This window comes from Pseudoalteromonas sp. 3J6 (genome assembly GCF_903995135.1).
Classification (GTDB): Bacteria; Pseudomonadota; Gammaproteobacteria; order Enterobacterales; family Alteromonadaceae; genus Pseudoalteromonas.
The window spans coordinates 2,782,128-2,808,101 of the sequence record NZ_LR877185.1 but is presented as its reverse complement, the minus strand read 5'-3'; the positions used below and the strand labels follow the sequence as shown (position 1 = coordinate 2,808,101).

The following is a 25,974-nucleotide window of genomic DNA, read 5'->3' as shown; positions in this document are numbered from 1 at the left end:
TAAAGCGCTAGCTTTTAAATGCCGCCAGTGGATGAGAGGTACTAAGCGATACATGTACGTTATCACCAGGATTTACCACTACTTCATGACTCACGCGACTTGTAACCACAGTACCACAGGCTAGTTTTATGGCGCATAATCTGCTGCCGCCTTCAAAGCGAACCCAAATTACTTCGCCATTATTTCCTACACTGCTTTGTACTAATAATACATCATCTGGACGAAGTAACACCTCTACCTCACCGTTTTCACAGTCAACACCATGAGCGGGAACATTACCAATATCGGTAAGTGCTTGGCCGTTATTCAGCGTTCCTTTTATAAAACTAGCTTCACCTAAAAAGCGTGCTACAAAGCGATTGTTGGGTGCACTAAAGCATTGCTCTGGGCTATCAATTTGCTGTATTTTTCCGCCTTTTAGTACACCCACGCGATCGCCCACCGAAAGTGCTTCTTCTTGATCGTGCGTTACCCAAATAGCGGGTACGCCTGCTTCTTTAAGTGCATTACGTATATCCCAACGTAGCATGTCTTTTAAAGCCGCGTCTAAGTTTGATAGTGGCTCATCAAGTAATACAAAGTCTGGCTGGTGGGCTAGGGTGCGCGCTAATGCAACGCGTTGCTTTTGCCCCCCAGAAAGTGTCGCTGGTTTTTTATGTCTAAACGCATCTAAACCGAGTAGCTTTATCCAATGATCAGCAGGGCTTGTGTCTTTTAGTTTAAAACACACATTTTGCTCAACCGTTAAATGGGGAAACAACGCAAAGTCTTGAAACACCATACCCACACTGCGTTTTTCAGGGGCTACAGTATACTTTGGTGTAGCAGTCCATTTAGCAACTTTAATTTCACCCTCGCTAATTGGTAAAAGCCCAGCTAGGGCTTGTAAAATAGTACTTTTACCACAACCTGTTGGACCAACAAGCATTAAAATTTCGCTTTCACCTAAAGTGAAATTTAAGTCACTAACAACACGATTACTGCCATAATCTATAGACAACTGACTTACAGATAGCATTTATATAAAATCCTTAATGTTCAAACTGGTTGCGTTTCTCGCCAGACATCATAATAGCTAAAGCCGCCGCCGAAATCACCACTAACAATAAACCAGGTATTGCTGCGCGGCCAAAATAACCAGCTTCGTAAACACGCCATAAATACGTAGATAAGGTTTCAAAACCAGTTGGACCCAATAAAAGTGTGGCTTCTAATTCGCGCATCGACTCTAAAAATACTAAAGCAGCACCTGCAATAATACCACGCATAGTCAGTGGTAAAGTAATACGTGTGAAAGCTTCACGTGGGCTTGCGCCTAACACACGGGCTGATTTTACTAAGCTTGGATCAAGGTGCTCGGTGCTGGTACGCACAGAGCCAACCGCAAGCGGTAAAAAACGTAGCATATAAGCAATGATCAACAAGCCCAGTGTTTGATATAAAAATGGCAGTTGTAAGCCGCCATACACAAGCGCTGTGCCCATAACAATCCCCGGAATACCAAAACCAAAGTAAGTAACGCGTTCCATTACTTTACCTGCTTTTCCAGTTAATGCTGCATGCGCTAAAGGAATAGCCACAATAACTGTAACAATAGCTGCAATGGCTGAAGCGTAAGTAGAGTGCCAAGCAATACTAAAATCAAACGAACTAAAACCATCACGCATTAGCCAAAGTGTAAATACTGCGAGTGGTAAGCCAATAGCAAGTAATAAAATTGGTGCAAAGGTGGCAAACATTGCGCCTAATTGCCATTTTTTTGGGAATAAAATAAGGGGCCGGCCTTGGCGTTCAGACGCAGTTTTAATTTGCGATTCAATCATTAGTAAAAAGCCAACAATTACCATTAGCTGCATAGACAACATAGCAGCACGGCTCAGTTCAAAGGCGTTATATTCTACGTAAATAACACGAGTGAAGGTATCTAGACGCATCATTGCCGGTGTACCAAAGTCTGATAGCGTATATAAGGCAACGAGTAACGAGCCCGCAGCAATACCATTTACAACACGGGGCAAAATAACTTTAAACACGCTTTGTGTCATCGACATACCCAATGTACGCGCTGCATTGACCATGCTCGCATCAAGACTGAGTAAGGAAGAGCGGGTTGTCATCATTACAAACGGGAAGGTATACAAGGTCATTACAATGGCGGCGCCAGTTAAGCCATACATAGAAGGGGTTTCAAAACCAAGTAAGTTATGTATTTCACCACCAGGGCCAAATGCAGCATAAAGCGTAAATGCACCAATATAACTTGGTATAGCTAAAGGGGCGGCAAATACTACTAACCAAAACTTTTTAAATGGCAGCTGCACATAAGCGCTAATAAACGCCAGTGGCACACCAATTAAAATTGAGCCTAATACAGTTAAGCCCATTAACGACAGGGTATTGCCTAAAATGGTTAAATTATGGCTATCAAAAAAAGAGCTTGCGTCACTGGCAAGCGTTATTAAAACAAAAATAGGGGTAAGGGTAACAAGCGCTGCAAGCAGCGCCATAGGATAAGATGGTGGTATTCGCATTATAAAACGCCGCTGCTGCGCATTAAGTCAATAGTTGGACGTAAGTCAGCCAACTGGGTTAAGTCTATTTTAGGTGGCGAAATACTGGTTAATTTAGGCAAGCCATCAGGTTGCTTTATGTCATTTACTAGCGGAATTTCATACGCTTCGCTCGCTAAATAACTCTGTACTTCAACGCTGAGTAAATAGCGCATAAAGTTAGTTGCTAGTGGGTCGTCAGATAGCGATAAAATACCGGAGGCATTCACTAAACAACCGGCATCTTGCTCTGTAAATGCAAGATCGAGTTTAGCGTCGGGCTTACCAGACTTCAAACGTAACGTGTAGTAGTGATTAGCAAAACCAATATCTACTTCACCACGTTCAACGCCCATTACTACACCGAGTTCGCCAGCGTAGGTTTTTGAGCGTTTTTGCACTTTTTTAAGCCATTTAGCAGTTTTATCATCGCCTTCTAAAATTCGCATTGCGGTAACAAACGATTGAAAAGAAGCATAAGCTGGTGCCCAACCAATACTTAAATCACTGTCGGCTATTTCCATAATGCTTGTTGGAATTTGCTCTTTGGTTAAACGCTCAGTATTAAAAGGCAAAGTACGTATACGACCAGTTATAGGTGCCCACTCATCGTATCTAAACTGTGGCTGTAGCTGTGCAGATAAATCACTAGGCATAGGTTTAGCAAGCCCAGCATCGGTGACTAAACCAATAGCGCCCGAGTCGACAGCCCAAAATAAGTCAGCACGTTTAACACCCGCTTTAGCTTCGGCAACAATTGTATTAGCCAATGCCGCAGTTGGGCCGCGTCGAATAGCAAGGTCTAAATCCGGGTTCTTTTTTTGAATGGCTTGTAAAACATTTTCGTATAAGCCACCTTCACCACGCCCTAAATAAAGGGTCAATGCGCCTTTAAGTTTAGGTAATGTATCTACCGACACGGGGTTGGCAATATCAGCGGCAAACGCACGTGAAAGCGATAGCGGCAAAGCGCCAGCTATCCCTAACGCAGCTAAGCCTTGAATAAAGGTTCTGCGTTCCACTTAAAATACATCCTTACGGGCTTTTTCAGCTTTTTCAATTAGCGCTTGTGCACGGGTTAACTTAGTTTGCATATCAACAACCACGTCACGTACTTGGTCTACTGTTTTATTAGCTGAAATAGTTTGCGGTAGGGTTACGTTAAAGTCTTTTTCAAGTACTTCTACTAAGTCAGCGTCTTGCTCAATGAGTGTGCCTTCTACACCTTCAAATAAATGCAGGTAAGTATCGTGAACTATGCTGGTTGCTTCATCGGTTAAACGCTCTGCGTATTTAGCGACCACTCGGTCTAATTTGTGTTTAATTTCATCAATGGTCGCGCTTTGCGTCATTTCTTTTGTTGCTGTGGCTTTAACGCTTTTTAATAACCCTTTTTGTTGAAACTGAGCCGCTAGCTTAACTGCGCCTAGGCCTTGCCATAAAGCATTGTTCATTGCTTGTTGCTGCAAACGTACTTCTGAGGCTGGCTTTTTGTTATCAATAGCCATTTTTATGCCATACAAACCTTGCCAAATAGAGGCATACACAGGGACATAATTTGTTTCTATGGCGCTGTGAAATTTAACCGATTCCCAGTACTCAATTAAGTCATCAGTATTAACTGCTTTAGCGCCTTTTTTCTCGTAATCGCTTACTAGGGTATCAACCTTTGAAACCATCCACTCAACGTCTTCGTTGTAGGTTTTTAAATTAGCTTGAAGGTGATTAACATGCTCACCAATTGGGCCGTTAGCAAGTGCCGGTTGTGCAAAAATCGCAGAAGCGAGTAAAAAAGTTGCACTTAATGTCTTGGCAGGCTTAAGTAATATTTTCATAGCAAGTGAGTCCATAAATGTTATTGTAAATGATAGTCATTATCATATCCCTAAACATCCCTTAGATCAACACACTAAATCAAGCCAAAGGGTTAAATTTACTAAACTTTACAGAGGAATAATAACTAAATAGAAATATCAATTTAATTTTAACTTTAGTGGCTAAAATAATTAACCATCTATACGTAATGTTTACCCTTTATGGCGTTATATATAGCATCGCAAAGCTGTTTAATACTGGCATCGTCACTTATATACGGTGGCATTAAGTAAATTAGTTTACCAAAGGGGCGTATCCACACTCCTTGACTAACAAAATAAGCCTGTATTTTAGCTACATCTACTATTCCTGCCTCATCTGTCAGCTCTACCACGCCAATTGCACCTAAAGTGCGCACATTAGCTACATCAGTAAGTGAGCCACACTGATGTAATTGTTGAAGTGCTTGGTTTACTTCACAAATTCGTTTTTGCCAATCTTGTTCAAGCAATAAGTCTATACTGGCACATGCCACAGCGCAGGCGAGTGGATTGCCCATAAATGTAGGTCCGTGCATCAAAACACCGGCTTCACCTTCGCTAATGCCTATCGCTATTTTATCGGTCGTTAACGTGGCTGATAAGGTCATGGTGCCGCCGGTGAGTGCCTTGCCAATACAAAGTATATCTGGCTGTACATTGGCGTGCTCTACAGCAAACATTTTACCTGTACGGCCAAAGCCTGTGGCAATTTCATCACAAATGAGCAATACATCGTATTGAGTACATAACTTGCGCACACAGGCTAAATATTCAGGATGATAAAAGTTCATTCCTCCTGCGTTTTGTACTATGGGTTCAATAATAAAGGCGGCAACTTGCTGGTGGTGTTTTAAAAAATAGTGTTCTAGTTCATCCGCCTCGGCTTGATTAAACTCGTCATTAAATTGGCTAACAGGTGCAGGTACAAATACATGCTCAGGTAAAAAGCCAGAGTACAAGCTATGCATAGAATTAACCGGATCGCACACACTCATGGCCGCAAAGGTATCGCCATGATAGCCCTTAAACGGAGTCATTAACTTTTGTTTAGTATTAATGCCTTGGCTTAACCAATACTGCAGCGCCATTTTAATCGCTACTTCAACACTAACCGAGCCGCTGTCGGCTAAAAATACTTTGTTTAAATGTTCGGGCGTTATTGCTACTAGCTTTTTACAAAGCTCCACTGCGCTGTAATGCGTAATGCCGCCAAACATTACATGGCTCATTTTATTGATTTGCTCTGTCATCGCATTATTTAAAACGGGATGATTGTAGCCATGTATTGCGCTCCACCAAGAGGCCATACCGTCGATGAGTTTCTCGCCTGTTTCTAGGTGGATAAGGTTGTGATTGGCATATGTAACAGGGTAAACCGGAATTGGTTGAGTCATTGATGTATAAGGGTGCCAAATGTGATTTCGGTCAAAATCAAGGTCTATTGTGTGTTTTGTGCTCATATGTAAACTTCAATTAAGTTGGCTTCGTTGACAATGGTACGGCAATACGTATTCTAAGCCAATAACACCAAGAGCAAAAAAATAAAAGAGAGTATTATGGAGCTTGCAACAGTTCGCCACGATTGGACCCATAGCGAGGTTAAAGCCTTATTTGAAATGCCGTTTAACGATCTGCTTTTTAAAGCCGCGACCGTACACCGTGCTAATTTTAATCCTAATCAGGTGCAAATTTCTACTTTACTATCAATAAAAACAGGTGCTTGCCCTGAAGATTGTAAATATTGCCCGCAATCAGGTCATTATAAAACCGACCTAGAACGAGAGCGCCTGCTAGAAGTAGAAAAAGTAGTAGAGCAAGCACGCCTTGCAAAACAAAAAGGCGCCACCCGTTTTTGTATGGGCGCTGCGTGGTCAGATCCTAAAGACCGTGATATGCCGTACATTTCAAAAATGGTTAAAGAAGTAAAAGAGCTTGGCCTTGAAACCTGTATGACCCTAGGTAAGCTTACCAATGAAAAAGCGCATGCGCTGAGTGATGCCGGGCTTGACTACTATAATCATAATTTAGATACCTCACCTGAATACTACGAACAAATTATATCTACCCGTACCTTTGCAGACAGACTAAACACTATTGATCATGTGCGTGATGCCGGTATGAAAGTTTGTTCTGGCGGTATTGTCGGTATGGGTGAGCAACCCAGCGATCGTTATGGGTTATTAATGCAATTGGCTAATTTACCGCAGCAACCAGAAAGCGTCCCTATTAATATGCTAGTAAAAGTAAAAGGGACACCGCTTGAAAACGTAGACGACTTAGATCAGTTTGAGTTTATTCGTACTATTGCCACCGCGCGTATCATGATGCCGCATAGCTATGTGCGTTTATCGGCAGGGCGCAGCGCAATGAATGAGCAAATGCAATCGATGTGTTTTTTTGCCGGTGCTAATTCCATTTTTTATGGTGATAAACTCCTTACTACAGAAAACCCAGAAGCTGATGCTGATATGCAATTAATTAAAAAACTGGGTATGAACCCTGAAACGGCAGAAGACTATTCAGATGAAGCCGTTGCTGCGTCGTTATCTTCTAAAGTGGCCGATAAAGCCAGTTCAGAATTGTTTTATCCTGCTTAACATTGTGTATTGCTATGTCATTTGATTTTATAAATAGCCATTTACAAGCGCGCCAGCAAAGCGCGCTTAACCGCAAGCGTTATGTTATTGAGCAAGCCAGTGCGCGTGAAATTATAGTTGATAATAAACGCTATCTTAACTTTGCCAGTAACGACTACCTAGGCTTTGCCGATGAGCCCACTTTGCTTGAAGGTATGCATAGCTTAGGAAGTCATAGCTCTGCTTTAGTTACTGGCTATCAAGGTGTGCAGCAACAGCTCGAAAAATACTTATGTGCTCAGTTGGGCTATAACAATGCCATGCTGTTTAATTCGGGCTTTAGTGCTAATAGCAGTGTTATAAAAGCATTATTTCAAGATAAAGCCATTGCTCAGCAAAGTGCGATTTTTCAGGATAAACTTAATCATGCAAGCTTAATCGACGGCGCACTGCATGCAAACGCGGCACTTGTTCGCTTTAACCATAACGACATGAATCATTTACGTTCACGGCTGGAAAAGTCCAATGCTAAGTATAAACTGATTGTGAGTGAGGGTGTGTTCTCAATGGATGGCGACCAAGCACCATTAACTGAATTACTTAGTTTAGCTAAAGCACATAACGCCTGGTTAATGATAGACGATGCGCATGGCTTTGGCGTACTGGGTAAATCGGGTTTGGGAAGCTGTGAGCCACTTATAGCGGCAGATAATTTGCCAGATATTTTAGTGATCACCTTTGGTAAAGCGGTGGCAAGTAGCGGGGCGTGTGTATTAGGTTCGAGTGAATTTATTGATTACATGTTGCAGTTTAACCGCGATTACACTTATTCGACCGCAATGTCGCCATTTATTGCTTCGCATACATTATCAAGAATTAAAACCATACGTGATGCTAACCGCAAGCGAGCAAAATTAAACGCTAATATTGCTTTATTTAAACGTTTAGCCAATGAGCAGAAAATTGCCTTAATGGATTCGACCACTGCTATTCAACCCTTAGTTTTAGGGTGTGCCGAACAGACTTTAAAAGCCTGTGAGCAGCTCAAACAACAGGGGATTTGGCTAACCGCTATTCGTCCGCCTACGGTGCAGCATAATACATCAAGGCTCCGCATTACCTTAACCGCCGCCCATACCGAGCAAGACATAACAACATTGGTAAATTGTTTAAAAAAGGCCATTGCATGATAAACGCACACGCTACAAATGCTAACTCGCGTATAAAGTCACCGTTAGCTTGTTTAGCTGTTAATAGTTTAAAGCAGGTAACGCAACGCAAGTTTTCAACAGCGGCAAACCAATATGTAGCCCATGCGCATGTACAAAAACAAGCCGCAATCGATTTAATTAAACTCATTAAGCATGATGCGAGCACTAAGCACAAACACTGTATTGATTTAGGCGCGGGGCCGTTAGTGAATACCCAAGCGTTACAAGGAATATACAAACAGGTAATTGCCATGGATTTAAGCCTCAACATGCTTAAAAATAGTGCAGTAAACGCACCGCGTATTTGCGCCGACATGGATAACTTACCATTACAACAAAATAGTATTGATGTGGTATTTAGTAATTTTGCGCTGCAGTGGTCGGCTAATTTTAAAATGCTAATGCATTCATTACATTCAGCTTTAAAGCCCGGCGGGCAGGCGTACATAAGTACGGTGGTTGAAGGCTCACTACATGAAATAAAAACGGCGTTTGCCGCGCTCGATTCGCATAGCCACATTAATAACTTTTTAAGTCGCGATAATATAAACCAATCGGTCAAAAAGTCAGGGTTTATTATTAATAGCGCGACAGAGGTTATTTATACTGATGAGTTTACAAGCCCGCTTAAAGCGATTAGTTCAATTAAAGCCATTGGGGCAACATCGCAAAATAAAGCAAGCCAACGCCCTGGTTTATTAACTAAATCGGCGCTACAAAAAGTATGTGCGGCGTATCCGCTTATAAACAACCAAGCCCATGTATCTTACCATGTGGTATTGTTATCATTAGAAAAAGCAAAAATTTAAAGGTAAGGCAATGCAGCAATTTTTTATTACCGGTACCGATACCGACGCGGGTAAAACTCACGTAACCAGTTTGCTATTAAAGTTACTCGCTCAACATAAACAGCGCGCAATTGGCTTTAAACCGATTGCATCAGGGTGTGAACTTGCGTTTGATCAGCTCGTGAATGCCGATGCCTTAATGCTAATGGAAAGCGCGACCGTGAGCGCTAAATACGACATTGTTAATCCGTTTGCTTTTGAGCCCGCCATAGCTCCGCACATTGCAGCAGAGCAAGTGGGAGTAACCCTAAGCGTTGAAAAGCTACGTACCGCTTATAAAAATGTGAAGCAACAAGGTGCCGACTACCTTTTAACAGAAGGTGCGGGCGGCTGGGCATTGCCAATTAATAATAACGAATATTTATATGACTGGGTAAAAGCAGAGCAACTACCCGTAATATTAGTGGTAGGGATGAAACTAGGCTGTATAAATCATGCATTACTCACTGCAGCACATATGCAAAGTATGGGTGTTAATTGCATTGGCTGGATTGCCAACCAAGTTGATTTCACCATGGATGAATACCAAGCAAACCTAGATTCGCTTAAAACACGTTTACCATTCCCGTTGCTTGCTATAAGCCCCTATACCGAGCAAACCCCTAAATTACAAATTTATAAAACTCTTCTTACTGCACTTGCTATAAATGCCTAAACTATACTGCTTTGTAATTATATAAATATACAAAGCAGTATATATATTAAATACACCGGTTTAATAAATATGTTTAGCGCCTTGAAATACACACCCTGTATGCATATATAACGCTAATTACACAGTGCTATTGTTACTAAGGAAATAACAAATACCATGACCCACCCATTTATTAAGAACTACGCTTATAATACGCAGGTTAAGGCCGAATCAGATCTAGCAAAAAGTGCTCTGCCTAAAACCCATGTAGGTATTTTAGGTGGGGGAACTGCAGGTGCAACAATTGCGATTCGCCTTGCGGCATTGGGCATAAAAACGACTATATTTGAGAAAAAAAAGTCACTTATTGACGGCCCTCCTATGTGTCATCTGCACGCCGGTGGTAATTTATACCGTGAAATTCCAGATCAAGACTGTATAGATTTACTTAAACAATGTATTGATATTTTACGACTATATCCTTACAGCATAGATGTACGCCCAACTGTATTTGCTGTGCCAACGCGTGATGATGATTCACCGGATGATTTACTGCCAAGGTTAGACAAGCTTACTAACGCATATAAAGACTTAATTGAACAAGATCATAATAATAAAGTTCTTGGCGAGCCTGATAATTACTATCAGCTTTATAGCCATGAGCAAATGATAACCTTGAGTAAAAAAGAGCAGGTTACTGAGCCTAAAACGCTAGATGAGTGGATGATCCCCGTTGCTAAGCATTTAAACTTAAACAAAGTAAAATACCCACTTATTGTTGTTCAAGAATACGGTTGGAATATATTTAGATTATCAGCAAGTGCACAGCTTGCGCTTGCCCAGTACGAACACGCTAACGTGCTTACCAGCACAGAGGTAAAGCAAGTCAGCAAAGTTGAGCAAAGTAGTGCTAAAAATCAAATGCCAAAATGGAAAATTGAATATCAAAACAACCAAAGCAACACGACCCAAACAGCAGAAGTAGATTACCTTATAAACGCCTGTGGCTTTCAAACCGGTATTGTTGATGACATGGTAGGCGTAAAGCCCAAGCGTATGGTCGAATTTAAAGCCTCATACATTGCACACTGGCAAGGCGCTGGCGGGCAATTACCCGAAATTATTATTTATGGTAACCGAGGTACACCCGAGGGCATGGCACAATTAACGCCGTACCCTAATGGCTTTTATCAAATTCATGGTATGACTAACTCAATTACCTTGTTTAAGGATGGCCTAGCTGATACAACTGAGCAAACGGCACAGCCACAACTCCCTGCTAAGTACTTAAATTATATAAATAATGGTTGGGATCAGCAGGTGCTAAAAGCACGTGGTCAAAAAGCGATTGATTATGTAGCTGAGTTTGTACCAGCATTTAAAAACGCTAATACGCAAAACAATGCCTTGTTTGGCGGCCAACAGATCCCTGGCGAAGACGACACCTTACGCGTTGCCGACGTAAGTTTATATTCGCATATTAGCTACGCACGAGCCGAAAATGTAAAAGCGTCATCAACTTTGATCGCTGCTGACGAAATAGTAGCTGAATTTATAAAGCTTGGTTTAATTTGCACAGAACACGACAGTAATAACCACCTTAAGTATCACCAATGGGCCTACCTTAAGAACAGTCGCAATGAAGATATAAGTAAAATTGCACAAGTACTTGCAAAAGAGCGAGGCTTCCCCACAGATATGGCAAATGTTAATCACGGTATATATAAAAGCGTATAGTATAAAAAAATAACTTATTGAATTATATTGTTTTTAGAAGTGTATTTTTACTGTTGAACAGAAAAAAACCTAGAAAGTTTAACTTAATTAAATATATATAAAACTTTAAAAATATCCCTTGCGTTATGACATAGTTTGTCACAAAATAGCGCTGACGTTATGACATAGTGTGTCATAACGCAGTGATTGCTATGGCCGATCAACAAAAAGAAGTCGCTCAGCAATAAATGTTATTTTTGGAGACCATGTATGAAACGTGTATTTTTGTTTTTATTAACTAACCTCGCGGTTATGTTGGTATTAGGTGTTGTGCTTTCAATCATAATGAGTGCGCTGGGCTTAAGCCATCGTAGCCTGGGTGGTATTTTATTAATAGCTGCTGTATTTGGTTTTGGTGGGTCGTTTATTTCTTTGTATATGTCGAAATGGATGGCGAAAAAATCAACCGGTGCGCAGGTTATTACAAAACCAAGTAACGAAACCGAGCAGTGGTTAATGAACACGGTTGCCGCGCAAGCTAAAAAAGCCGGTATTAATATGCCTGAAGTGGCTATTTACGACAGCCCAGAAATGAACGCTTTTGCAACCGGCCCGAGTAAAAATAACTCGCTGGTGGCGGTAAGCACGGGTTTATTACACAACATGACCCAAGATCAAGCAGAGGCAGTGCTTGCGCACGAAGTATCGCACGTGGCTAATGGCGACATGGTAACGCTAACACTTATTCAAGGCGTGGTTAATACCTTTGTTATTTTTGCCGCAAAAGTGCTGGCGGGCATTGTAGATAATTTTATAAATAGCGATGAAGAAGAGGGCGGCAGCAGCTGGACTTACTTCTTATTCGATATGTTATTTCAAGTATTATTTGGTGTATTAGCCAGTGTTGTAGTTGCCCATTACAGCCGCAAGCGTGAATTTGCAGCCGATAACGGCGCAGCTCAGTTAGTAGGCGCAGACAAAATGCGTTCAGCCCTTGAGCGATTAAAGCAAAACCACCCATCGCAATTAGAAGGCTCAATGATGGCCTTTGGTATTGCCAGTGGTAAAGGCATGGCTGAGTTGTTTTCATCTCACCCACCGCTTGATGCACGTATAGACGCACTACGTCGTTAAAAAATTCAAGTTTTTCACAGTACTTGTAAACAAAAAGCCTGCATTTGCAGGCTTTTTTATGTTTTATGTTTTATGTTTTTTATTGCGATTGAATAATATCTGTAATGCCCTCTGGCGAGAGTATTTCAATCCAGTAACCGTCTGGGTCTTTAATAAAGGCAAGGCCTTTCATTGAGCCGCCATCTGGCTGTTTTACAAACTCCACATCGTATTTAGCAAAGCGCTCACAGGCAGCGTATACATCGGGCACGCTAATCCCAATATGGCCAAAGCCTTTTGGTTCTTCATTACCACTGTGATAACCGCTAAAGCTGTCGTCGTTTTCAGTACCCCAGTTATGGGTAAGTTCAATCAGCGCAGGGCGGCGAAACACCCATTGAGTTTTTTCTTTATCATCGCCTTTAGGCATATCTTGCTCGTAGCCTAAAAAGTACAAAGTAAACTCCATACCAGGAAAGTCGTACTTACCTAACAACTTCATACCCAATACGTTTTCATAAAATGCCAGCGACGGTTTTGGATCTTTAATACGCAACATAGTCTGCTGCATCACATAGCCCTCAGTGGCCTGTGCAATTTGCTCTGGAGATTCGTTATAGCTAGACATGAGATAATCCTTATTAAAATGACTGAAAAACCTTAATGGATTTAAAAAGGCAGATAACGCACATCATAATCAACAGCAGCAAAAATTAAAACCACCAGGCAAAATTACCGGCCAGTTAGTTGGGGTCTTATGAGCGGAAAATGGGATGTTTATAGGTGCTGTGTATTTATACAGTTCGTGGTATTTTGTCCAATATTACTGATCTCCACCATTTTGGGGTATTTCTGCATTTATGAAGTTTGAGCCGTAGTTAACTAGTTGTTTACAGGTGTTTATTTGAGGGTTAAGATAAATGCAATGTAATATATGGACATTTGTCGGTTTATAAAACGACAGTTGTCGTAGACAAAGTTGTTAGTTTTATAATCATAGTTTGTACATAACATAAGGATAATGAATATGGGCGAGTGGTCAGAATACTTCGAAGATTTTCCTGAGGAGGCTCCGCAACCTCCGAGTGCAGAAGAAATAGCCAAAGAAAAACTTGATGCTGATATTAAAGGGATGAATGCCGATGCAATTGATTTGATAACCAAAACAAAGCAAAAAGCTATTGATAAGGCTCAACAGCAAAAGAAACAATTTCTTGAGTCAATTAATGATTGCCCTCAATGTGGTGAAACAAAGCTAAATACTTATAAACTGGAAAATGCTTCTTATCTATGTGAATGTCAGGATTGCGGTATATATGGTTCTGGTGGTAACTTCTCATCAGCATTACATCAAACCGCATCTGCAATCGGTGACAACATCGATTGGAGAAATGGTTCATTATTTAAAGTCAGCACTAAATAAAACTAACAAGCGCTTTAAACGGAAAATACAGTTGGCTGTTTTCACTCCGTTCAACATTTTAGCCAACAATATTTTTCCGCTTAAGCGGGCGTTAGCTCTTTTAATTAAACAAAGGACGTTATGCTTGAGAAATGTAAGCTATGCCTTAAACATAGCAATTTATGCAAATCGCACGCAATTCCAGATTCATTTTTTAAGAAAATTTTTAGAGCCAACAATGGCAAAGCTATAGAGTTGTCCTTAATTGAGAATGAAGAAATTAAGCATTCACAGGATAGCTGGGCTACAACGCAGTTATGCGAAGGGTGTGAACGAAAGCTTAATCAACACTACGAAAGTTACGGTATGCTTGTACTTTCGGGGAAAAAGGCTTTAAAAAGCCAAGATGAATCAGGCATTATCCTATCAGACTTCAACACTAGAAAGTTCAGAGACTTTTTAGCGTCAATACTTTGGAGAATGAGTGAGTCATCACACCCAAGTTTTAGCAATGTTAATCTTCCTCCAAAAATACAGCAAAGTATCAGAAGTGGGCTGAATACGAAAACTGAGCTCTCAAAAGGCACATTTTTAGTAAGAGGCTTTCGCTTGATAGATAGTACTGAAAATGGTTTTAGTGAAAAAGATCTAAGAGATTTTATAGTAAGTCCATTCGTAAGAACTGACTATAGTCTTAATCATAACCAAATTGGTCAAGCTATATGTTTTTGCTTTACGGGTTTTCTTTTTGAATTTTTTATTAGTGCTCGTCCAACTAGTAAAGAGTATCACCAAGATTTTATTGGGTTTAATAAAAAATGCTATAAATTCTGCTTTCAAGAAATTACAAAAGTTCCTGAATTATTTGATTTAATGTTACTGAATTTCGCTAAGCAGAAAGAAGGCTTGTCACGTATCAAGAGCTAACAAGGCCATAAAACCGTGGACACAAAACAGCTGGCTTGTGCTCCTACGTCGCTAATTTTAGCCAGCTATTTTGTGCCGTTTATGGCAAGCGTAAGCTTACAAAATAAAGGAGATGTTAGTGGAATATTTTTGGTGGGAAAAAACAGTTGAATATGCATTTGTTCAAAATCACATAGAAATTGAAATGGCAGTGGCACCGCTTGGTGGGGTTCAAGAAAAAGGTGGTGATGCTATTCTCAAAAATAACGACCGCTGGGTGTTAATTGAATTCAAGAAGGATCATGACTGTATATCGAGTGAAATGGATAAGTTTGCTTCAGGTAAATACAACGAAGCCAAAGTTGCACTCGAAGAGAGAAGCCAGCATCATTTTCTAGTTTATGGTGTACTCAATGAGGGTAAATTAGATTTGACGGGGCAACTTTATTTTGGAACTAGTGAAGTAAATATAGAAGAGTTGTTAAATAAGGGTACTGATGAGGAAACTTTCTTATCTTATTACCATGATTTTATTGGTTATAAAAAATCTAAAGAGGGTTCGTCTGGTGGTGGGCTTACCTGTGTTGTTGGTATTAATTCTACGGGTAAAGCATCTAAAGTGATGTCTGCACATGAGTATGAAGATACACTGATTTTAAAAAACAAACTAAATAAAGAGTTAGCAGAACGAATTAGAATGGAACGACGAAATACCTCAACTAGAAAGCCGGGTAAGTAAGCTAACAAGTGACTATGATGTCAATTCCTAATTTTAAACCATTTTAAACCAAATGGGGTCAAATCTTGACTTCAGACATCAAGCTCATGCGGCAACCTTATAAGTTGCTTTTAAAATAAAATGCTGGTGGCTCACTAGCTAATTAATTTCTAAGTCAAATTAAGGAAAAGGATTTTTTATGAAAGGCATTAATTATGAAAGGTATTAAACGTATTTGGTTTTGGTTTACGCTAGTTGTGTGCCCATTATTAATTATTTTAGGTGTAGCTACCTTTGCACAGTTGTTAGGGCAGTACATGTATTCTCAGCAATTTAGTTTTTCTTCGCTATCTAGCTTTCAAATTGCGTTTATGGGGGGCGGAATTTGTGCTTTTCTGTATTTTTAAGCACATTAAAAGAAGCAAAAATACGCTTTTTTTGCAAAATGAGTTAGTTAACATGGAAAATTGCTAAGTTTAACTCACTAAGGCTTGCTTGGTTTTAAACCTCTTTTAAAACGGTTGTAAAATTAAAAATAATGAAATGGACGACTCAAGGATAAACAAAGGAATATTAAAATCGTGGAATGACGATAAAGGCTTTGGCTTTATTAAATCAAGCACACTGCAACACGATACCTTTATACACATATCGTCGCTCAAACATATGAGCCGTAAACCTAAAGTGGGCGACATTATTTACTTTGAGGTAGCGACTGAGCCTAACGGTAAAACCAAAGCTGTAAATTGCCGTATTGAGGGCGTACTCGCACAACCACACATAAAAACTTCAACAAGGCCGTTTAGAATAAGCAAAACCTCAGGTAAGAACTCACCTTTAATGAAACTTATAACACTTGGTATTATTTTTAGTATTGGTTTTAATGTGTATAAAACCGGTTTTTTAAATACCAAGCAAACACCTGTAGTGACTAATGCTAATTTAGAGTCATTTATGCCCGCTAGTTCAAACTCAATTACTAAAACACCACCAACATTTCGTTGTGATGGCCGCCAACACTGTAGCCAAATGACTTCCTATGCAGAGGCATTATTTTTTATTCAACATTGCCCAAATACCAAAATGGACGGTGATAAAGATGGCGAGCCCTGTGAACGGCAGTTTGGGAATAGGTAGTTTTTATATTGGGGTTATTAATAAACTAAAAATTAGTTGATACCTGTTAAGTGGAATACGATTTTTAGTAATACAGTTATAAATAGCTGGCGGATTAAAGCCATTTATCATGGAGGTTGTTATGTTTAAAGTAATAATTGGATGTGCTGTTATATTTTCGTTTGTTTGTATGTTACTTGCCGCGGCGCCTTTTACGCCTGCGGTTTCAGGTTCATTTATTATGCTGTTGTTTGCAGGAGCTATTGGTTACAGGGGCTATCTGCAATCAAGCTTAATACTGCTGTTAATTAATACGCTGGCAGTTATTGGCAGCCCAGCTATAAATATAGAAAACACCGAAACATTACTGTTTTTACCAATATTATTTTTAATCTCATTTGGTGGCGTTTTATTAGGCGTATGAGATTAAATGGGGTCAAATCTTGACTTCAGACATCAAAAACTTTTTAAAGGAATAGCAAACGAAAGTGAATACGCAATGGCAACTGTACTGTTTTGTTCATAACATAGAAAAGCTGCAAAACAAGCTGCATTAAAAAGGGAAGCCTTTTTAAGCCGAAATATAGCGACTCAAACACCTGTAATTCCCTCTAAAACAGCCATTAAAACAATCTCAAATTCTCTTTTTATATTTTATATAAAATAGCGATAACTGATTGAACCAGAATAGGAACTCGGCTATGGTTGATTCATCAATAAAAATAATTTTAAAACGAGTCATCTACTGGCTTGTTATGTGTATCAGTTAACCTAGCAAAAGAATGAAATGAAAATACAAATTTTGATAATATCGATAGTATTGCTAGCATCTTGTGCAACGACTTCAACAGGGCCTACACCTGTTGGTGATAATAAGTATGTAATGTCTCGGCAAGAGGGCGCTTTTCCATCTGGCAGTGAACCTCTCCTTCAAGAGGTTCTGCAAGAGGCAAACCGCTTTTGTGCATCTCTTGACAAAGAGATGGAGTTAATCAACTCAACGAAAATCCCGGTCCCTATATTATGGGCAACTACCCGAAAGCGACAATTACATTTAAATGCGAGTAATGCCTGTTGGTATAGCTACTCATAGCAATGAAATTGAAACGGGCATTGGCAAGAGCTGCCAACGCCGTCTAATTTGGTGTTATAAGATTAAGTGGAGGAATCAATTGTCCGTTAATCAACTAGAAATGAGTGAAGGAACAATTAGGCAGAGAAAACTTTTTCTTTCCGCAAGTATATTTTTAATCTTGATGTTTCATGGAGGTATATCTTTAGGAAATACTATGAGGATATTCGGCACTTCGATTTCAGTAGAAAATCCAGAATTTCTAATCAGCTTCCTTATTTTCTCTCAGATCTACCTAGCTTGGAGATTCTACAAATATTTTCATACAGACAAAGCTTATTCCGCACTAAAGTCTCAATACTCTCATGCTCTGAGCCAAAAACGAGACCAAATATTAACGAATCATATATTTCGCTCTCTCCCGAAAGGCATAATTTCTTATACAGGAAGTCACAGCTACAGTAACCTATCAAAAACTGATGACTCCAAAGGAGTATACAAAATTAAAGTTGAATACCCTGTCGGTGGTAAAGAGGGTTATGACTCCACTCTAATTACAGTCCCAAAGAAGATATTTCGGTTTCAAAATGTTCCAATTGCTATAAAGTTCTTGGTCCGAGGAAAAATAATATCAGACTACTATGTACCGATGTTGTTAGGCATTTACGCATTACTGGTAAACATCGTATAACGGGGCAATCACCCGGAAAGCTTTAAGCTATCTTCGTTTTTAACCAAATGGGGTCAAATCTTGACTTCAGACATCAAACTCATGTAGCAACCTTATAAGCGGCTTTTAAAATGCTGGTAGCTTATAAGCTAATTAATCTCTAAGTTAAATTTAAAATAAAAGGATTTTTTATGAAAGGTATTAAACGTATTTGGTTTACGCTTGTTGTGTGCCCTTTGTTAATTATTTTAGGTGTGGCTACCTTTGCACAGTTATTAGGGCAGTACATCTATTCTGAGCAATTTAGTTTTTCTTCGCTATCTAGCTTTCAAATTGCGTTTATGGGTGGTGGTGTTTGTGCGTTTTCTGTATTTTTTAAGCACATTAAAAGAGGTAAAAATACGCTTTTTTGCAAAATGAGTTAGTTAATAAGGAAACTACGGTTGTTGGTGGGCTCGGCTAGGTTTGCTTGGTTTTGAGCATGGTAGCACACTGGCTTATTTATTTTTATTATTGCGGGCTTTGTTTTTGAAATGGCGTTTTGGTTTAAGGTGTTTCCTATAAAAAAGAAATCATCATGATGGAAGTCGATTTTACTCACCAAAGAAAAACTTATGCCACACAGATAAATCCTTCATTATTTTGCTAGAGTAATTATTAGTTTTAAAAAAATAATGGAGTACTTAATTACTCCATTATTTGAAAGAACTTTAATTTAGTGAAATTATTTACTCTGTTTCAGCTTCTAAAGACTTTCTATCGTCTGCAAATAAACCTTTCCATTTGCTTGGAATATAGCTGTCGATTATTTTTGTTTCAGTATTTAGTTCTGCGAGTGAGTCTTTTAATCGAGCCATAGTTTTTGGTATATTTTGGCTAGTATCACCAACTACTGATCGAACTAAGCCTTGACTAAGTTGATTGACAGAGATCCCACCAGACTGTTGTTCGAATGTGCTGTATACATCAACTTGATAACCTGTTTGATATTGAACAACACATATGAAGAACGTTGTTCTTTCACTCCATCTGCTAACTGATTTATCTGACTTCATAGTGAGAATAGGAGATTCACACTGAGGTATTTTCATAGCTGAACCTCCTGATGCTTGTGATAAAGCTGAGAATCCGCTCATCACGTTACCTAACTGTGTATTTTGAAATGGACTAACTAATTTAAAACGAGATGCTTTAATATATTAATTATGGGTGTCACTTTATGTTTTTGTTTAAAACATCATGTGCTAAATTTATTACAGCTATATTTACAGGGAAGATAAAATGACAAAGCGATTACGTTTTTTATTACCATCAGTATTATTTTGTTTTGGAACAAGCGCGCTAGCAGCTGATCCGGTTCTTTATTACGGCGGAGATATTCTCACTATGGAAGGAGAAAAGCCGCATTATGAGGAAGCTTTAGTTGAATCAGAAGGGCGGATTGTTTACCTTGGCAGCTTAGCGAAGGCCAGAGAAAAGTTTGACAATCTACAAAACAAAGACCTTCAAGGGAAAACACTTTTACCCGGTTTTTTGGATGCCCATAGCCATATGTACAATACGGGTTTAATTGCGCAATTGGCAAATTTATTACCTCCTCCCGATGGCCCCGGTGCAAATTTTAATAGTTTAGTGACAACAACCAAAAAGTGGATGGAGTCTGCTGAAGGGAAATTCATTATCGGAAAATTTGGTTGGGTGTTAGCTAATGGGTATGACGATTCGCAGCTTAGCGAAAAACAACATCCCACTAAAGATGTTCTAGATAAAATTTCGTCTAAATACCCAGTGCTTATAATGCATCAATCGGGTCATCTAGCAAGTGTCAATTCTAAAGCTCTAGAAGTGGGTGGCTACACAAAGGATACCAAAGACCCCAAAGGCGGTGTAATTAGACGTTTGGCCGATAATAGTCCTAATGGCGTGCTTGAAGAAGCGGCTTTTTTTAATCTATTACTGCCTATTGTTGCCACTAAATCTGATGCTGAAGTACAACAGAGGTCCATTGAGCTTGCTCAGGTGGAGTATGCTAAAAATGGATATTTAACTGCTCAAGATGGCCGCACCACAGCGGATGCGACTTCGGCATTAGAAAGAGCAGCTTGTGATAAATCGCTATTCATTGATGTTGTTTCATACCCTGACATTGTTTGGAATAAGTCAGCTGTTAAACCCGAATTTTATAATTCAGATCGCAGTTATGTTAATCGATACCGAATAGGGGGTGTTAAATTAACTTTAGATGGTTCACCACAAGGAAAAACGGCTTGGTTATCATCACATTATCATACGCCGCCTGAGGGTAAACCGCTGGACTATAAAGGTTATCCTATCATGAGTGATGAGGTGGCCATTAAACATATAAACACGGCGTTTAAAAACAAATGGCAGATTATTGCTCACACCAATGGTGATGCAGCGATTGACCAATATATTAAAGCTATTAAAGTGGCTAAAAAAAGTTATGGGTATGATGATCACCGTAGCGTGATGATTCACGGCCAGACTTTACGTAAAGATCAAATCCCGGATTTAGTAGATTTAGGGATCCTCCCATCGTTGTTTCCTATGCACACTTTTTACTGGGGCGATTGGCATGTAGAGTCTGTTTTGGGGCACCCAAGGGCAGATTATATTTCGCCATCACGAGATGTAGTTGAAGCTGGTTTAACGGTTACTTCTCACCATGATGCCCCTGTGACATTTCCAAATTCAATGCGAGTGCTCGATGCAACGGTTAATCGTATTACGCGTTCGGGTAAAGTATTGGGGCCGGATCAACGTTTAACGCCTTATGAAGGGTTAAAAACATTAACGCAATGGGCTGCTATTCAATACTTTGAAGAAACAAGTAAAGGTACGCTAGCTGAGGGAAAACTCGCGGATTTCGTCATTTTAAGTAACAACCCTTTAAAAGTGGAACCACTTACTATTAAGGATATAAAAATAGTGCAAAGCATTAAAGAAGGTCATGTTGTATATTCAAATTGATATTCAACATGAAACAATTTTAACGTTGAACTATACGACGGCTTTAGTCGCCGTCGTATTAAACCTCAGCCTTGAGATGCAACAGTGAAGTTTGAGATTTAATGAATATTTATAAAACTTCTAATAACCAAAGGGGTCAAATCTTGACTTCAGACATCAAATTCATGCGGCAATCTTATAAGCTGTTTTTAAAATAAAATGTTGGTTGCTCACTAGCTAATTAATCTCTAAGTTAAATTAAAGAAAAGGATTATTTATGAAAGGTATTAATTATGAAAGGTATTAAATGTATTTGGTTTTGGTTTACGCTAGTTGTGTGCCCATTGTTGATTATTTTAGGTGTAGCTACCTTTGCACAGTTATTAGGGCAATACATGTATTCTGAGCAATTTAGTTTTTCGTCGCTGTCTAGCTTTCAAATTGCATTTATTGGTGGTGGTGTTTGTGCTTTTTCTGTATTTTTAAGCACGTTAAAAGAGGTAAAAATACGCTTTTTTGCAAAATGAGGGGTTAATAGAAAAAAGGGGATCTCGTACCTCTGCAAATAAGCCACTTAAACACTTGTGATACCTTCCAAAACGCCAATTCAAACAACAGCAAACCCTCTTTTTATATTTTAAGAAAACAAAAACCAAATGGGGTCAAATCTTGACTTCAGACATTGTGACATATTTTCAATATTGCTAATATGGGTGTTACTTTAAATTGCTTGCTAGTGGTGCTCGAACTATGGCTATGGTTAATGAAGAAAAAGCCTTACATGAATTATACCTCAGAGGGATGATTGAACCGAAATGATAGGGCTAATAATAATAGGGTTTGCTTTTTTAGTTTACTACGGAAAAGTTAAGTATAATAAGCCCACTGATGAAGCCGTTATTAGTGGAGGCAGTAAGGCTTTACTGTTATATGCTATTCACTCTGGTACAGCTCTTGGTTTGGGTTTTATGCTTCCGGTAATGGCTCTATTTTCAGTTTCTGAGCTATTGTTATTGCTGCTCCTGTTCATTGCAATTTTATCGGAATTTATCAATATTTATTTTTGTACCGTTTCTAAGAAGTTATAACGTATGTTTACTTTATTTTTTGTAGCTTCTTTGAATATTGACTTTGCTCTTGTAGGAAAAACTTCAGCAGGTTTAAAGAGAACCTGAGGGATCAAATCTCGACTTTAGACATCAAATTCATGCGGCAATCTTATAAGCTGTTTTTGAAATAAAAAAACAAATGGGGTCAGATCTTGACTTCAGACATCAAAAGCTTTTTGAAGAAATGGCAAACGAAAGTGAATACGCAAAAAAATCAAAGGGGACAAATCTTGACTTCAGACATCAAATTCATGCGGCAATCTTATAAGCTGTTTTTGAAATAAAATGCTGGTGGCTCACTAGCTAACTAATCTCTAAGTTAAATTAAGGAAAAGAAAGTTTTTATGAAAGGCATTAATTGTAAAAGGAATTAAACGTATTTGGTTCATGCTAGTCGTGTGCCCATTGTTAATTATTTTAGGTGTAGCTACCTTTGCACCGTTATTAGGGGAGTATATGTATTATTTGCAATGCTTAAAAAGTAAAACACTGACGGATTAACATTTAATATCCGCCAATGTTTACACTTTATTTAAAGGAGTACATCAATTTGTGATAGTCAGGCTTAACCTTTTCTACGGTTAAGACTTATCAAACATATCGCTAAAAGTAATGTTGCAATCATACCAGAGGCACCTGCAACACCTGATGGCAGAAATCCATCACGTCCAAAAGTAATTAAAATGGCATTGGCTAACATTGCAACCACGCCTACAAAAGCTGTAAGCCCTCCTAATGCTTTACCGCCTTTGGCTATATAAGACAGTCCAAAAACAAGTGCCGCTAATCCTAATAATACTTTGGCTGCGTAGTAAATCATGAATGACAAAGCAACCACGCCATTAATTAAAGGTTGTGCTCCTTCTACTGAGCCTGCAACTTTGCCAAATGTTGAAAATAACGTAAGGCCAATACTCACTTGAACTATGTTAAGTACCGCGCTAAACGTAATAGCCGACCATCCTAGTTGAGCGTTTTTTGCTTGCACCATAGCTGAACCTGCAAAAGCAACGAGCAAAGTAAATACTAGAGCTTCTAGTCCCCAAGCAAACTGCCTTGAAAAGCTAATTTCAGCACTGTAAAGGGCTGAAAAAATAGCCTGTGATATAGCCAATACCAACAATAAAGATGCTGAAATTAGGATGGTGCGTTTATTCGTAAACTCCATTATATACCTCTTATAATTTTATATTTAACGCTTTAAAAAGATGCAATAGCTTTGAAAATACAAAACATATGAAACTTTATATAACTAGCGTTCACTCTTGGGCCTGTTTATCTTTAAAGGTTAAATTTGCAACAGTCTATTTGATCTTTTAGCAAGGCCTATGTGGTGTGGTTATTTCCCATAAATTGGCGATAACCTAGTATAAATACCAAACAAGCGTTGCCCTAAGGGGTCTTCCTCTGGGAAATTTTCTCATTGTTACTCTCTTCATACCTAGCCCACTAGGTTACAATCTCACACCGCGATTAAATCCCCCGTAGATTGAACTAATTTTAAATCTAAAAGGTCAACAGGTCCTCAAGATACAAGACAGGTAAAACTATTTAATTATTTCACTTAAGTTGAAATAAATTAGACACCTGAACTTGTTAAATAAACAGAACTAATAGTGCGAGAGGAAAAACGGGGGCTTTATTAACTTCATTTTTTAGATGGAAAATAAAGAGGTTGCCTAACTGACTGTTTAGCTTTTGGAAAGGTGAGATATACGGATACACAGTTTTTTATACATAGGTTATAAAAGAACCAATAGAATAGTAATTAACTATAGCTATGACTTACAAAACTAAATGTAAGGCATAAACCCAGTTTTATACTGCCATAGCGATTTAACGAAAATTTATAAAACTTCTAACGGTTAATTTTTTGTAAATATTTGTACCTTTTTTGTTTACTTTTTAATTTCATATGCTAATTTTTAAATGCTCGGTTGAGCGAATAATAATCAAATTTAAGGATTAAAAATGAAAAACATACTAAAAACACTATTTATTTGTGGTGCTGCGCTTACAGCTAACTCTGCTTTTGCAACTGATCTAGTTTGCGATGTATATCCAAATGGTTCAGGTGGAAACTCGATGAACGGAAGATCAAACTGCTTTACCATAGATTTTAGTTTTGGTAACCAAACAACAGGGAAGTACTATTTACAGAATATTTCAAAACCGATTAACAAAGTTATTTGGCAAGGCGATGCATCTTGCACAGGCGGTACATCGTGTAATATGACTGTAAGAGCTTACAGAAGCTATAGTGCATCTGCTTTAATTTTGTATAAAGATGGGACCTATGAAACGACAAATACTTCTCGTATGAGTTATGAAACAGGCCATTAGTAATCATCGCTTATAATAGAAGAACAATATAGATTAATATTTATTGTGTGAATGTATGTAGCGGCTTATTTTAGTCGCTATTTTTTTAGATGGTGTGTTAAACATATACAAATAAGGAGATACGATGAAACAGGCAATGTTGATATTGTTTATGTTTTTGCTAATTAGTTGTTCGAGCTTAGCGAGCAATAGCAAAGAATTAAGTAAATCTAAGCAAACTGAAAAGTTTATTACTCTTGTCAGTCAAGCCAAAACCTATGACCTATCTCATAATTGGGATGAAAATTCCCCAATAGCGTCCGTTAATCCAAAATACTCAATGGGACTTAATGCAACTCATGCTGATACGCGTGGTACATTTGGTGATAACGATCAGCTCTCATTCACCTCAGAAATAATGCAATGGAGTGGTCATCATGGAGGTCCTACTATTGATGCTTTGGGTCATATTGGTCGAGATGGTTTACTGTATGGTGGAGTAGATGCGGCGCAAGCGACCAATGATCGCAGAGGAATAGGGCGCAGTGGTGTAGGGAGTGACCTAGGAATTGATCATTATCCTGTAAACTTATTGAGTAACCGAACTGTGTTACTTGATGTGGCACGCTTTATTAACGGTGACGATACACCATTGGCTGCAGATTTTGACATAACGGCGTCACATTTAAAAAGAACAGCAAAATCGCAAGGTGTAAAAATTAAAAAAGGCGACACTGTGTTTATTAGAACGGGCTGGGGGCAATATTTTGCTAATAGCCCACAGCAATATATTGCAGAACATGCTGCAGGCGTTGGTGTAAGTGGTGCACAGTTTTTAATAAAGGCTGGTGTAAGTGTTGTAGGTAATGACACCCTTACTTTTGAAAAACGCCCACCTATTGCTACAGAACCCTCATTTCAGGTTTTTCCAGTACATATGATGTTATTGGCAGATAACGGTATTTACATAATAGAAAACTTGTTCCTTGAGGAGCTATCAAAAGAAAAAGTCTATGAGTTTATTGCCATTGTGCCGCCGCTTAAAATACATGGTGGCACTGGCTCGGCATTACGCGTATTTGCACTTACAAGTAACTTATAGTTGAATAAAGAGTAAGAACAATAGTGGTTACTGTTTTTATATACAGCGGTATCGTTTTTTGAAATAAGAAACATACACAAAGAG

Annotated in this window: 27 protein-coding genes and 1 pseudogene; 20 read left to right on the top strand and 8 right to left on the bottom strand. The window is 38.9% G+C overall.

Translation table 11 applies throughout. The features are described from left to right. Positions 1-7: 7 nt before the first annotated feature. The 5 genes from P3J6_RS12650 to bioA all read right to left on the bottom strand — a co-directional run bounded on the left by P3J6_RS12650 (position 8) and on the right by bioA (position 5,865). Positions 8-1,018: an ABC transporter ATP-binding protein gene (locus P3J6_RS12650; RefSeq protein WP_198523206.1), complete on the bottom strand. Its 1,011-nt coding sequence runs from the start codon at positions 1,016-1,018 to the stop codon at positions 8-10. Between the two features lie 13 nt (positions 1,019-1,031). Beyond that, a complete protein-coding gene (locus P3J6_RS12645; protein WP_198523205.1) occupies positions 1,032-2,531 on the bottom strand; it encodes an ABC transporter permease in 1,500 nt (499 codons plus the stop codon). After that, positions 2,531-3,571: an ABC transporter substrate-binding protein gene (locus P3J6_RS12640; protein WP_198523204.1), complete on the bottom strand. Its 1,041-nt coding sequence runs from the start codon at positions 3,569-3,571 to the stop codon at positions 2,531-2,533. Before P3J6_RS12640 ends, P3J6_RS12645 begins: the two co-directional genes overlap by 1 nt. Continuing rightward, positions 3,572-4,384, bottom strand: coding sequence for a hypothetical protein (locus P3J6_RS12635; protein ID WP_198523203.1), 813 nt, complete (start codon positions 4,382-4,384; stop codon positions 3,572-3,574). It abuts the gene before it with no gap. Positions 4,385-4,563: 179 nt separating this feature from the next. Further along, complete coding sequence (gene bioA, locus P3J6_RS12630) at positions 4,564-5,865, bottom strand: adenosylmethionine--8-amino-7-oxononanoate transaminase (protein WP_198523202.1); 1,302 nt, start codon at positions 5,863-5,865, stop codon at positions 4,564-4,566. A 96-nt stretch (positions 5,866-5,961) separates the two neighbouring features. Between bioA and bioB the strand changes: the two genes are divergently transcribed. From bioB to htpX, 6 genes are all read left to right on the top strand, one after another. Beyond that, on the top strand, positions 5,962-7,002 hold the full coding sequence (bioB, locus tag P3J6_RS12625; RefSeq protein WP_010390068.1) for a biotin synthase BioB: 1,041 nt from the start codon (positions 5,962-5,964) through the stop codon (positions 7,000-7,002). A gap of 14 nt (positions 7,003-7,016) precedes the next feature. After that, positions 7,017-8,171 carry an aminotransferase class I/II-fold pyridoxal phosphate-dependent enzyme gene (locus P3J6_RS12620; RefSeq protein WP_198523201.1) on the top strand — a complete coding sequence of 385 codons (1,155 nt, stop codon included), beginning with the start codon at positions 7,017-7,019 and terminating at the stop codon, positions 8,169-8,171. Further along, complete coding sequence (locus tag P3J6_RS12615) at positions 8,168-9,001, top strand: methyltransferase domain-containing protein (RefSeq protein ID WP_198523200.1); 834 nt, start codon at positions 8,168-8,170, stop codon at positions 8,999-9,001. Before P3J6_RS12620 ends, P3J6_RS12615 begins: the two co-directional genes overlap by 4 nt. A gap of 10 nt (positions 9,002-9,011) precedes the next feature. Further along, positions 9,012-9,695: a dethiobiotin synthase gene (gene bioD, locus P3J6_RS12610; protein WP_198523199.1), complete on the top strand. Its 684-nt coding sequence runs from the start codon at positions 9,012-9,014 to the stop codon at positions 9,693-9,695. A gap of 156 nt (positions 9,696-9,851) precedes the next feature. After that, positions 9,852-11,411 (top strand): FAD-dependent oxidoreductase, encoded by a 1,560-nt coding sequence (locus P3J6_RS12605; RefSeq protein WP_198523198.1) that lies wholly within the window; start codon positions 9,852-9,854, stop codon positions 11,409-11,411. Positions 11,412-11,660: 249 nt separating this feature from the next. Then, entirely contained in the window at positions 11,661-12,524 is an 864-nt protein-coding gene (gene htpX, locus P3J6_RS12600; protein WP_075169202.1) for a protease HtpX, read from the top strand. A 79-nt stretch (positions 12,525-12,603) separates the two neighbouring features. Here htpX and gloA read toward each other — a convergent pair whose 3' ends face one another. Then, entirely contained in the window at positions 12,604-13,131 is a 528-nt protein-coding gene (gene gloA / locus P3J6_RS12595) for a lactoylglutathione lyase (RefSeq protein WP_076918687.1), read from the bottom strand. Positions 13,132-13,530: 399 nt separating this feature from the next. Between gloA and P3J6_RS12590 the strand changes: the two genes are divergently transcribed. From P3J6_RS12590 to P3J6_RS12555, 9 genes and pseudogenes are all read left to right on the top strand, one after another. Beyond that, positions 13,531-13,926 (top strand): hypothetical protein, encoded by a 396-nt coding sequence (locus P3J6_RS12590; RefSeq protein WP_198523197.1) that lies wholly within the window; start codon positions 13,531-13,533, stop codon positions 13,924-13,926. Between the two features lie 120 nt (positions 13,927-14,046). Beyond that, positions 14,047-14,832: a hypothetical protein gene (locus P3J6_RS12585; protein WP_198523196.1), complete on the top strand. Its 786-nt coding sequence runs from the start codon at positions 14,047-14,049 to the stop codon at positions 14,830-14,832. Positions 14,833-14,950: 118 nt separating this feature from the next. Then, positions 14,951-15,550 carry a hypothetical protein gene (locus tag P3J6_RS12580; RefSeq protein WP_198523195.1) on the top strand — a complete coding sequence of 200 codons (600 nt, stop codon included), beginning with the start codon at positions 14,951-14,953 and terminating at the stop codon, positions 15,548-15,550. A 194-nt stretch (positions 15,551-15,744) separates the two neighbouring features. Beyond that, a complete protein-coding gene (locus P3J6_RS12575) occupies positions 15,745-15,936 on the top strand; it encodes a hypothetical protein (RefSeq protein ID WP_232735502.1) in 192 nt (63 codons plus the stop codon). A gap of 151 nt (positions 15,937-16,087) precedes the next feature. Next, positions 16,088-16,666, top strand: coding sequence for a cold shock domain-containing protein (locus P3J6_RS12570; RefSeq protein WP_198523806.1), 579 nt, complete (start codon positions 16,088-16,090; stop codon positions 16,664-16,666). A 121-nt stretch (positions 16,667-16,787) separates the two neighbouring features. Beyond that, the gene (locus tag P3J6_RS12565; protein WP_198523194.1) at positions 16,788-17,069 is read left to right on the top strand and encodes a DUF6419 family natural product biosynthesis protein; all 282 of its coding nucleotides are present in this window, start codon (positions 16,788-16,790) and stop codon (positions 17,067-17,069) included. 55 nt (positions 17,070-17,124) lie between these two features. Then, positions 17,125-17,202, top strand: a pseudogene (locus P3J6_RS18955) (transposase); the annotation flags it as partial. A 510-nt stretch (positions 17,203-17,712) separates the two neighbouring features. Further along, positions 17,713-18,408, top strand: a complete 696-nt coding sequence (locus P3J6_RS12560; RefSeq protein ID WP_198523193.1) for a hypothetical protein — start codon at positions 17,713-17,715, stop codon at positions 18,406-18,408. Positions 18,409-18,578: 170 nt separating this feature from the next. After that, positions 18,579-18,812 carry a hypothetical protein gene (locus P3J6_RS12555; protein ID WP_232735501.1) on the top strand — a complete coding sequence of 78 codons (234 nt, stop codon included), beginning with the start codon at positions 18,579-18,581 and terminating at the stop codon, positions 18,810-18,812. Between the two features lie 303 nt (positions 18,813-19,115). Here P3J6_RS12555 and P3J6_RS12550 read toward each other — a convergent pair whose 3' ends face one another. Continuing rightward, complete coding sequence (locus tag P3J6_RS12550) at positions 19,116-19,523, bottom strand: hypothetical protein (protein ID WP_198523192.1); 408 nt, start codon at positions 19,521-19,523, stop codon at positions 19,116-19,118. Positions 19,524-19,668: 145 nt separating this feature from the next. On the opposite strand from P3J6_RS12550, the gene P3J6_RS12545 reads away from it, so the two are divergent. The 3 genes from P3J6_RS12545 to P3J6_RS12535 all read left to right on the top strand — a co-directional run bounded on the left by P3J6_RS12545 (position 19,669) and on the right by P3J6_RS12535 (position 22,445). Then, entirely contained in the window at positions 19,669-21,378 is a 1,710-nt protein-coding gene (locus P3J6_RS12545) for an amidohydrolase (protein ID WP_198523191.1), read from the top strand. 272 nt (positions 21,379-21,650) lie between these two features. Then, entirely contained in the window at positions 21,651-21,884 is a 234-nt protein-coding gene (locus P3J6_RS12540; RefSeq protein ID WP_138606157.1) for a hypothetical protein, read from the top strand. Between the two features lie 288 nt (positions 21,885-22,172). Continuing rightward, entirely contained in the window at positions 22,173-22,445 is a 273-nt protein-coding gene (locus P3J6_RS12535) for a hypothetical protein (protein ID WP_198523190.1), read from the top strand. A gap of 586 nt (positions 22,446-23,031) precedes the next feature. On the opposite strand, the gene P3J6_RS12530 is transcribed toward P3J6_RS12535, so the two are convergent. After that, complete coding sequence (locus P3J6_RS12530) at positions 23,032-23,634, bottom strand: thiamine biosynthesis protein ThiC (protein ID WP_198523189.1); 603 nt, start codon at positions 23,632-23,634, stop codon at positions 23,032-23,034. An 803-nt stretch (positions 23,635-24,437) separates the two neighbouring features. Between P3J6_RS12530 and P3J6_RS12525 the strand changes: the two genes are divergently transcribed. Both P3J6_RS12525 and P3J6_RS12520 read left to right on the top strand, forming a co-directional pair. Further along, complete coding sequence (locus P3J6_RS12525; RefSeq protein WP_138606163.1) at positions 24,438-24,809, top strand: hypothetical protein; 372 nt, start codon at positions 24,438-24,440, stop codon at positions 24,807-24,809. Between the two features lie 124 nt (positions 24,810-24,933). Beyond that, positions 24,934-25,890, top strand: coding sequence for a cyclase family protein (locus tag P3J6_RS12520; RefSeq protein WP_198523188.1), 957 nt, complete (start codon positions 24,934-24,936; stop codon positions 25,888-25,890). The last annotated feature ends 84 nt before the right edge of the window (positions 25,891-25,974 follow it).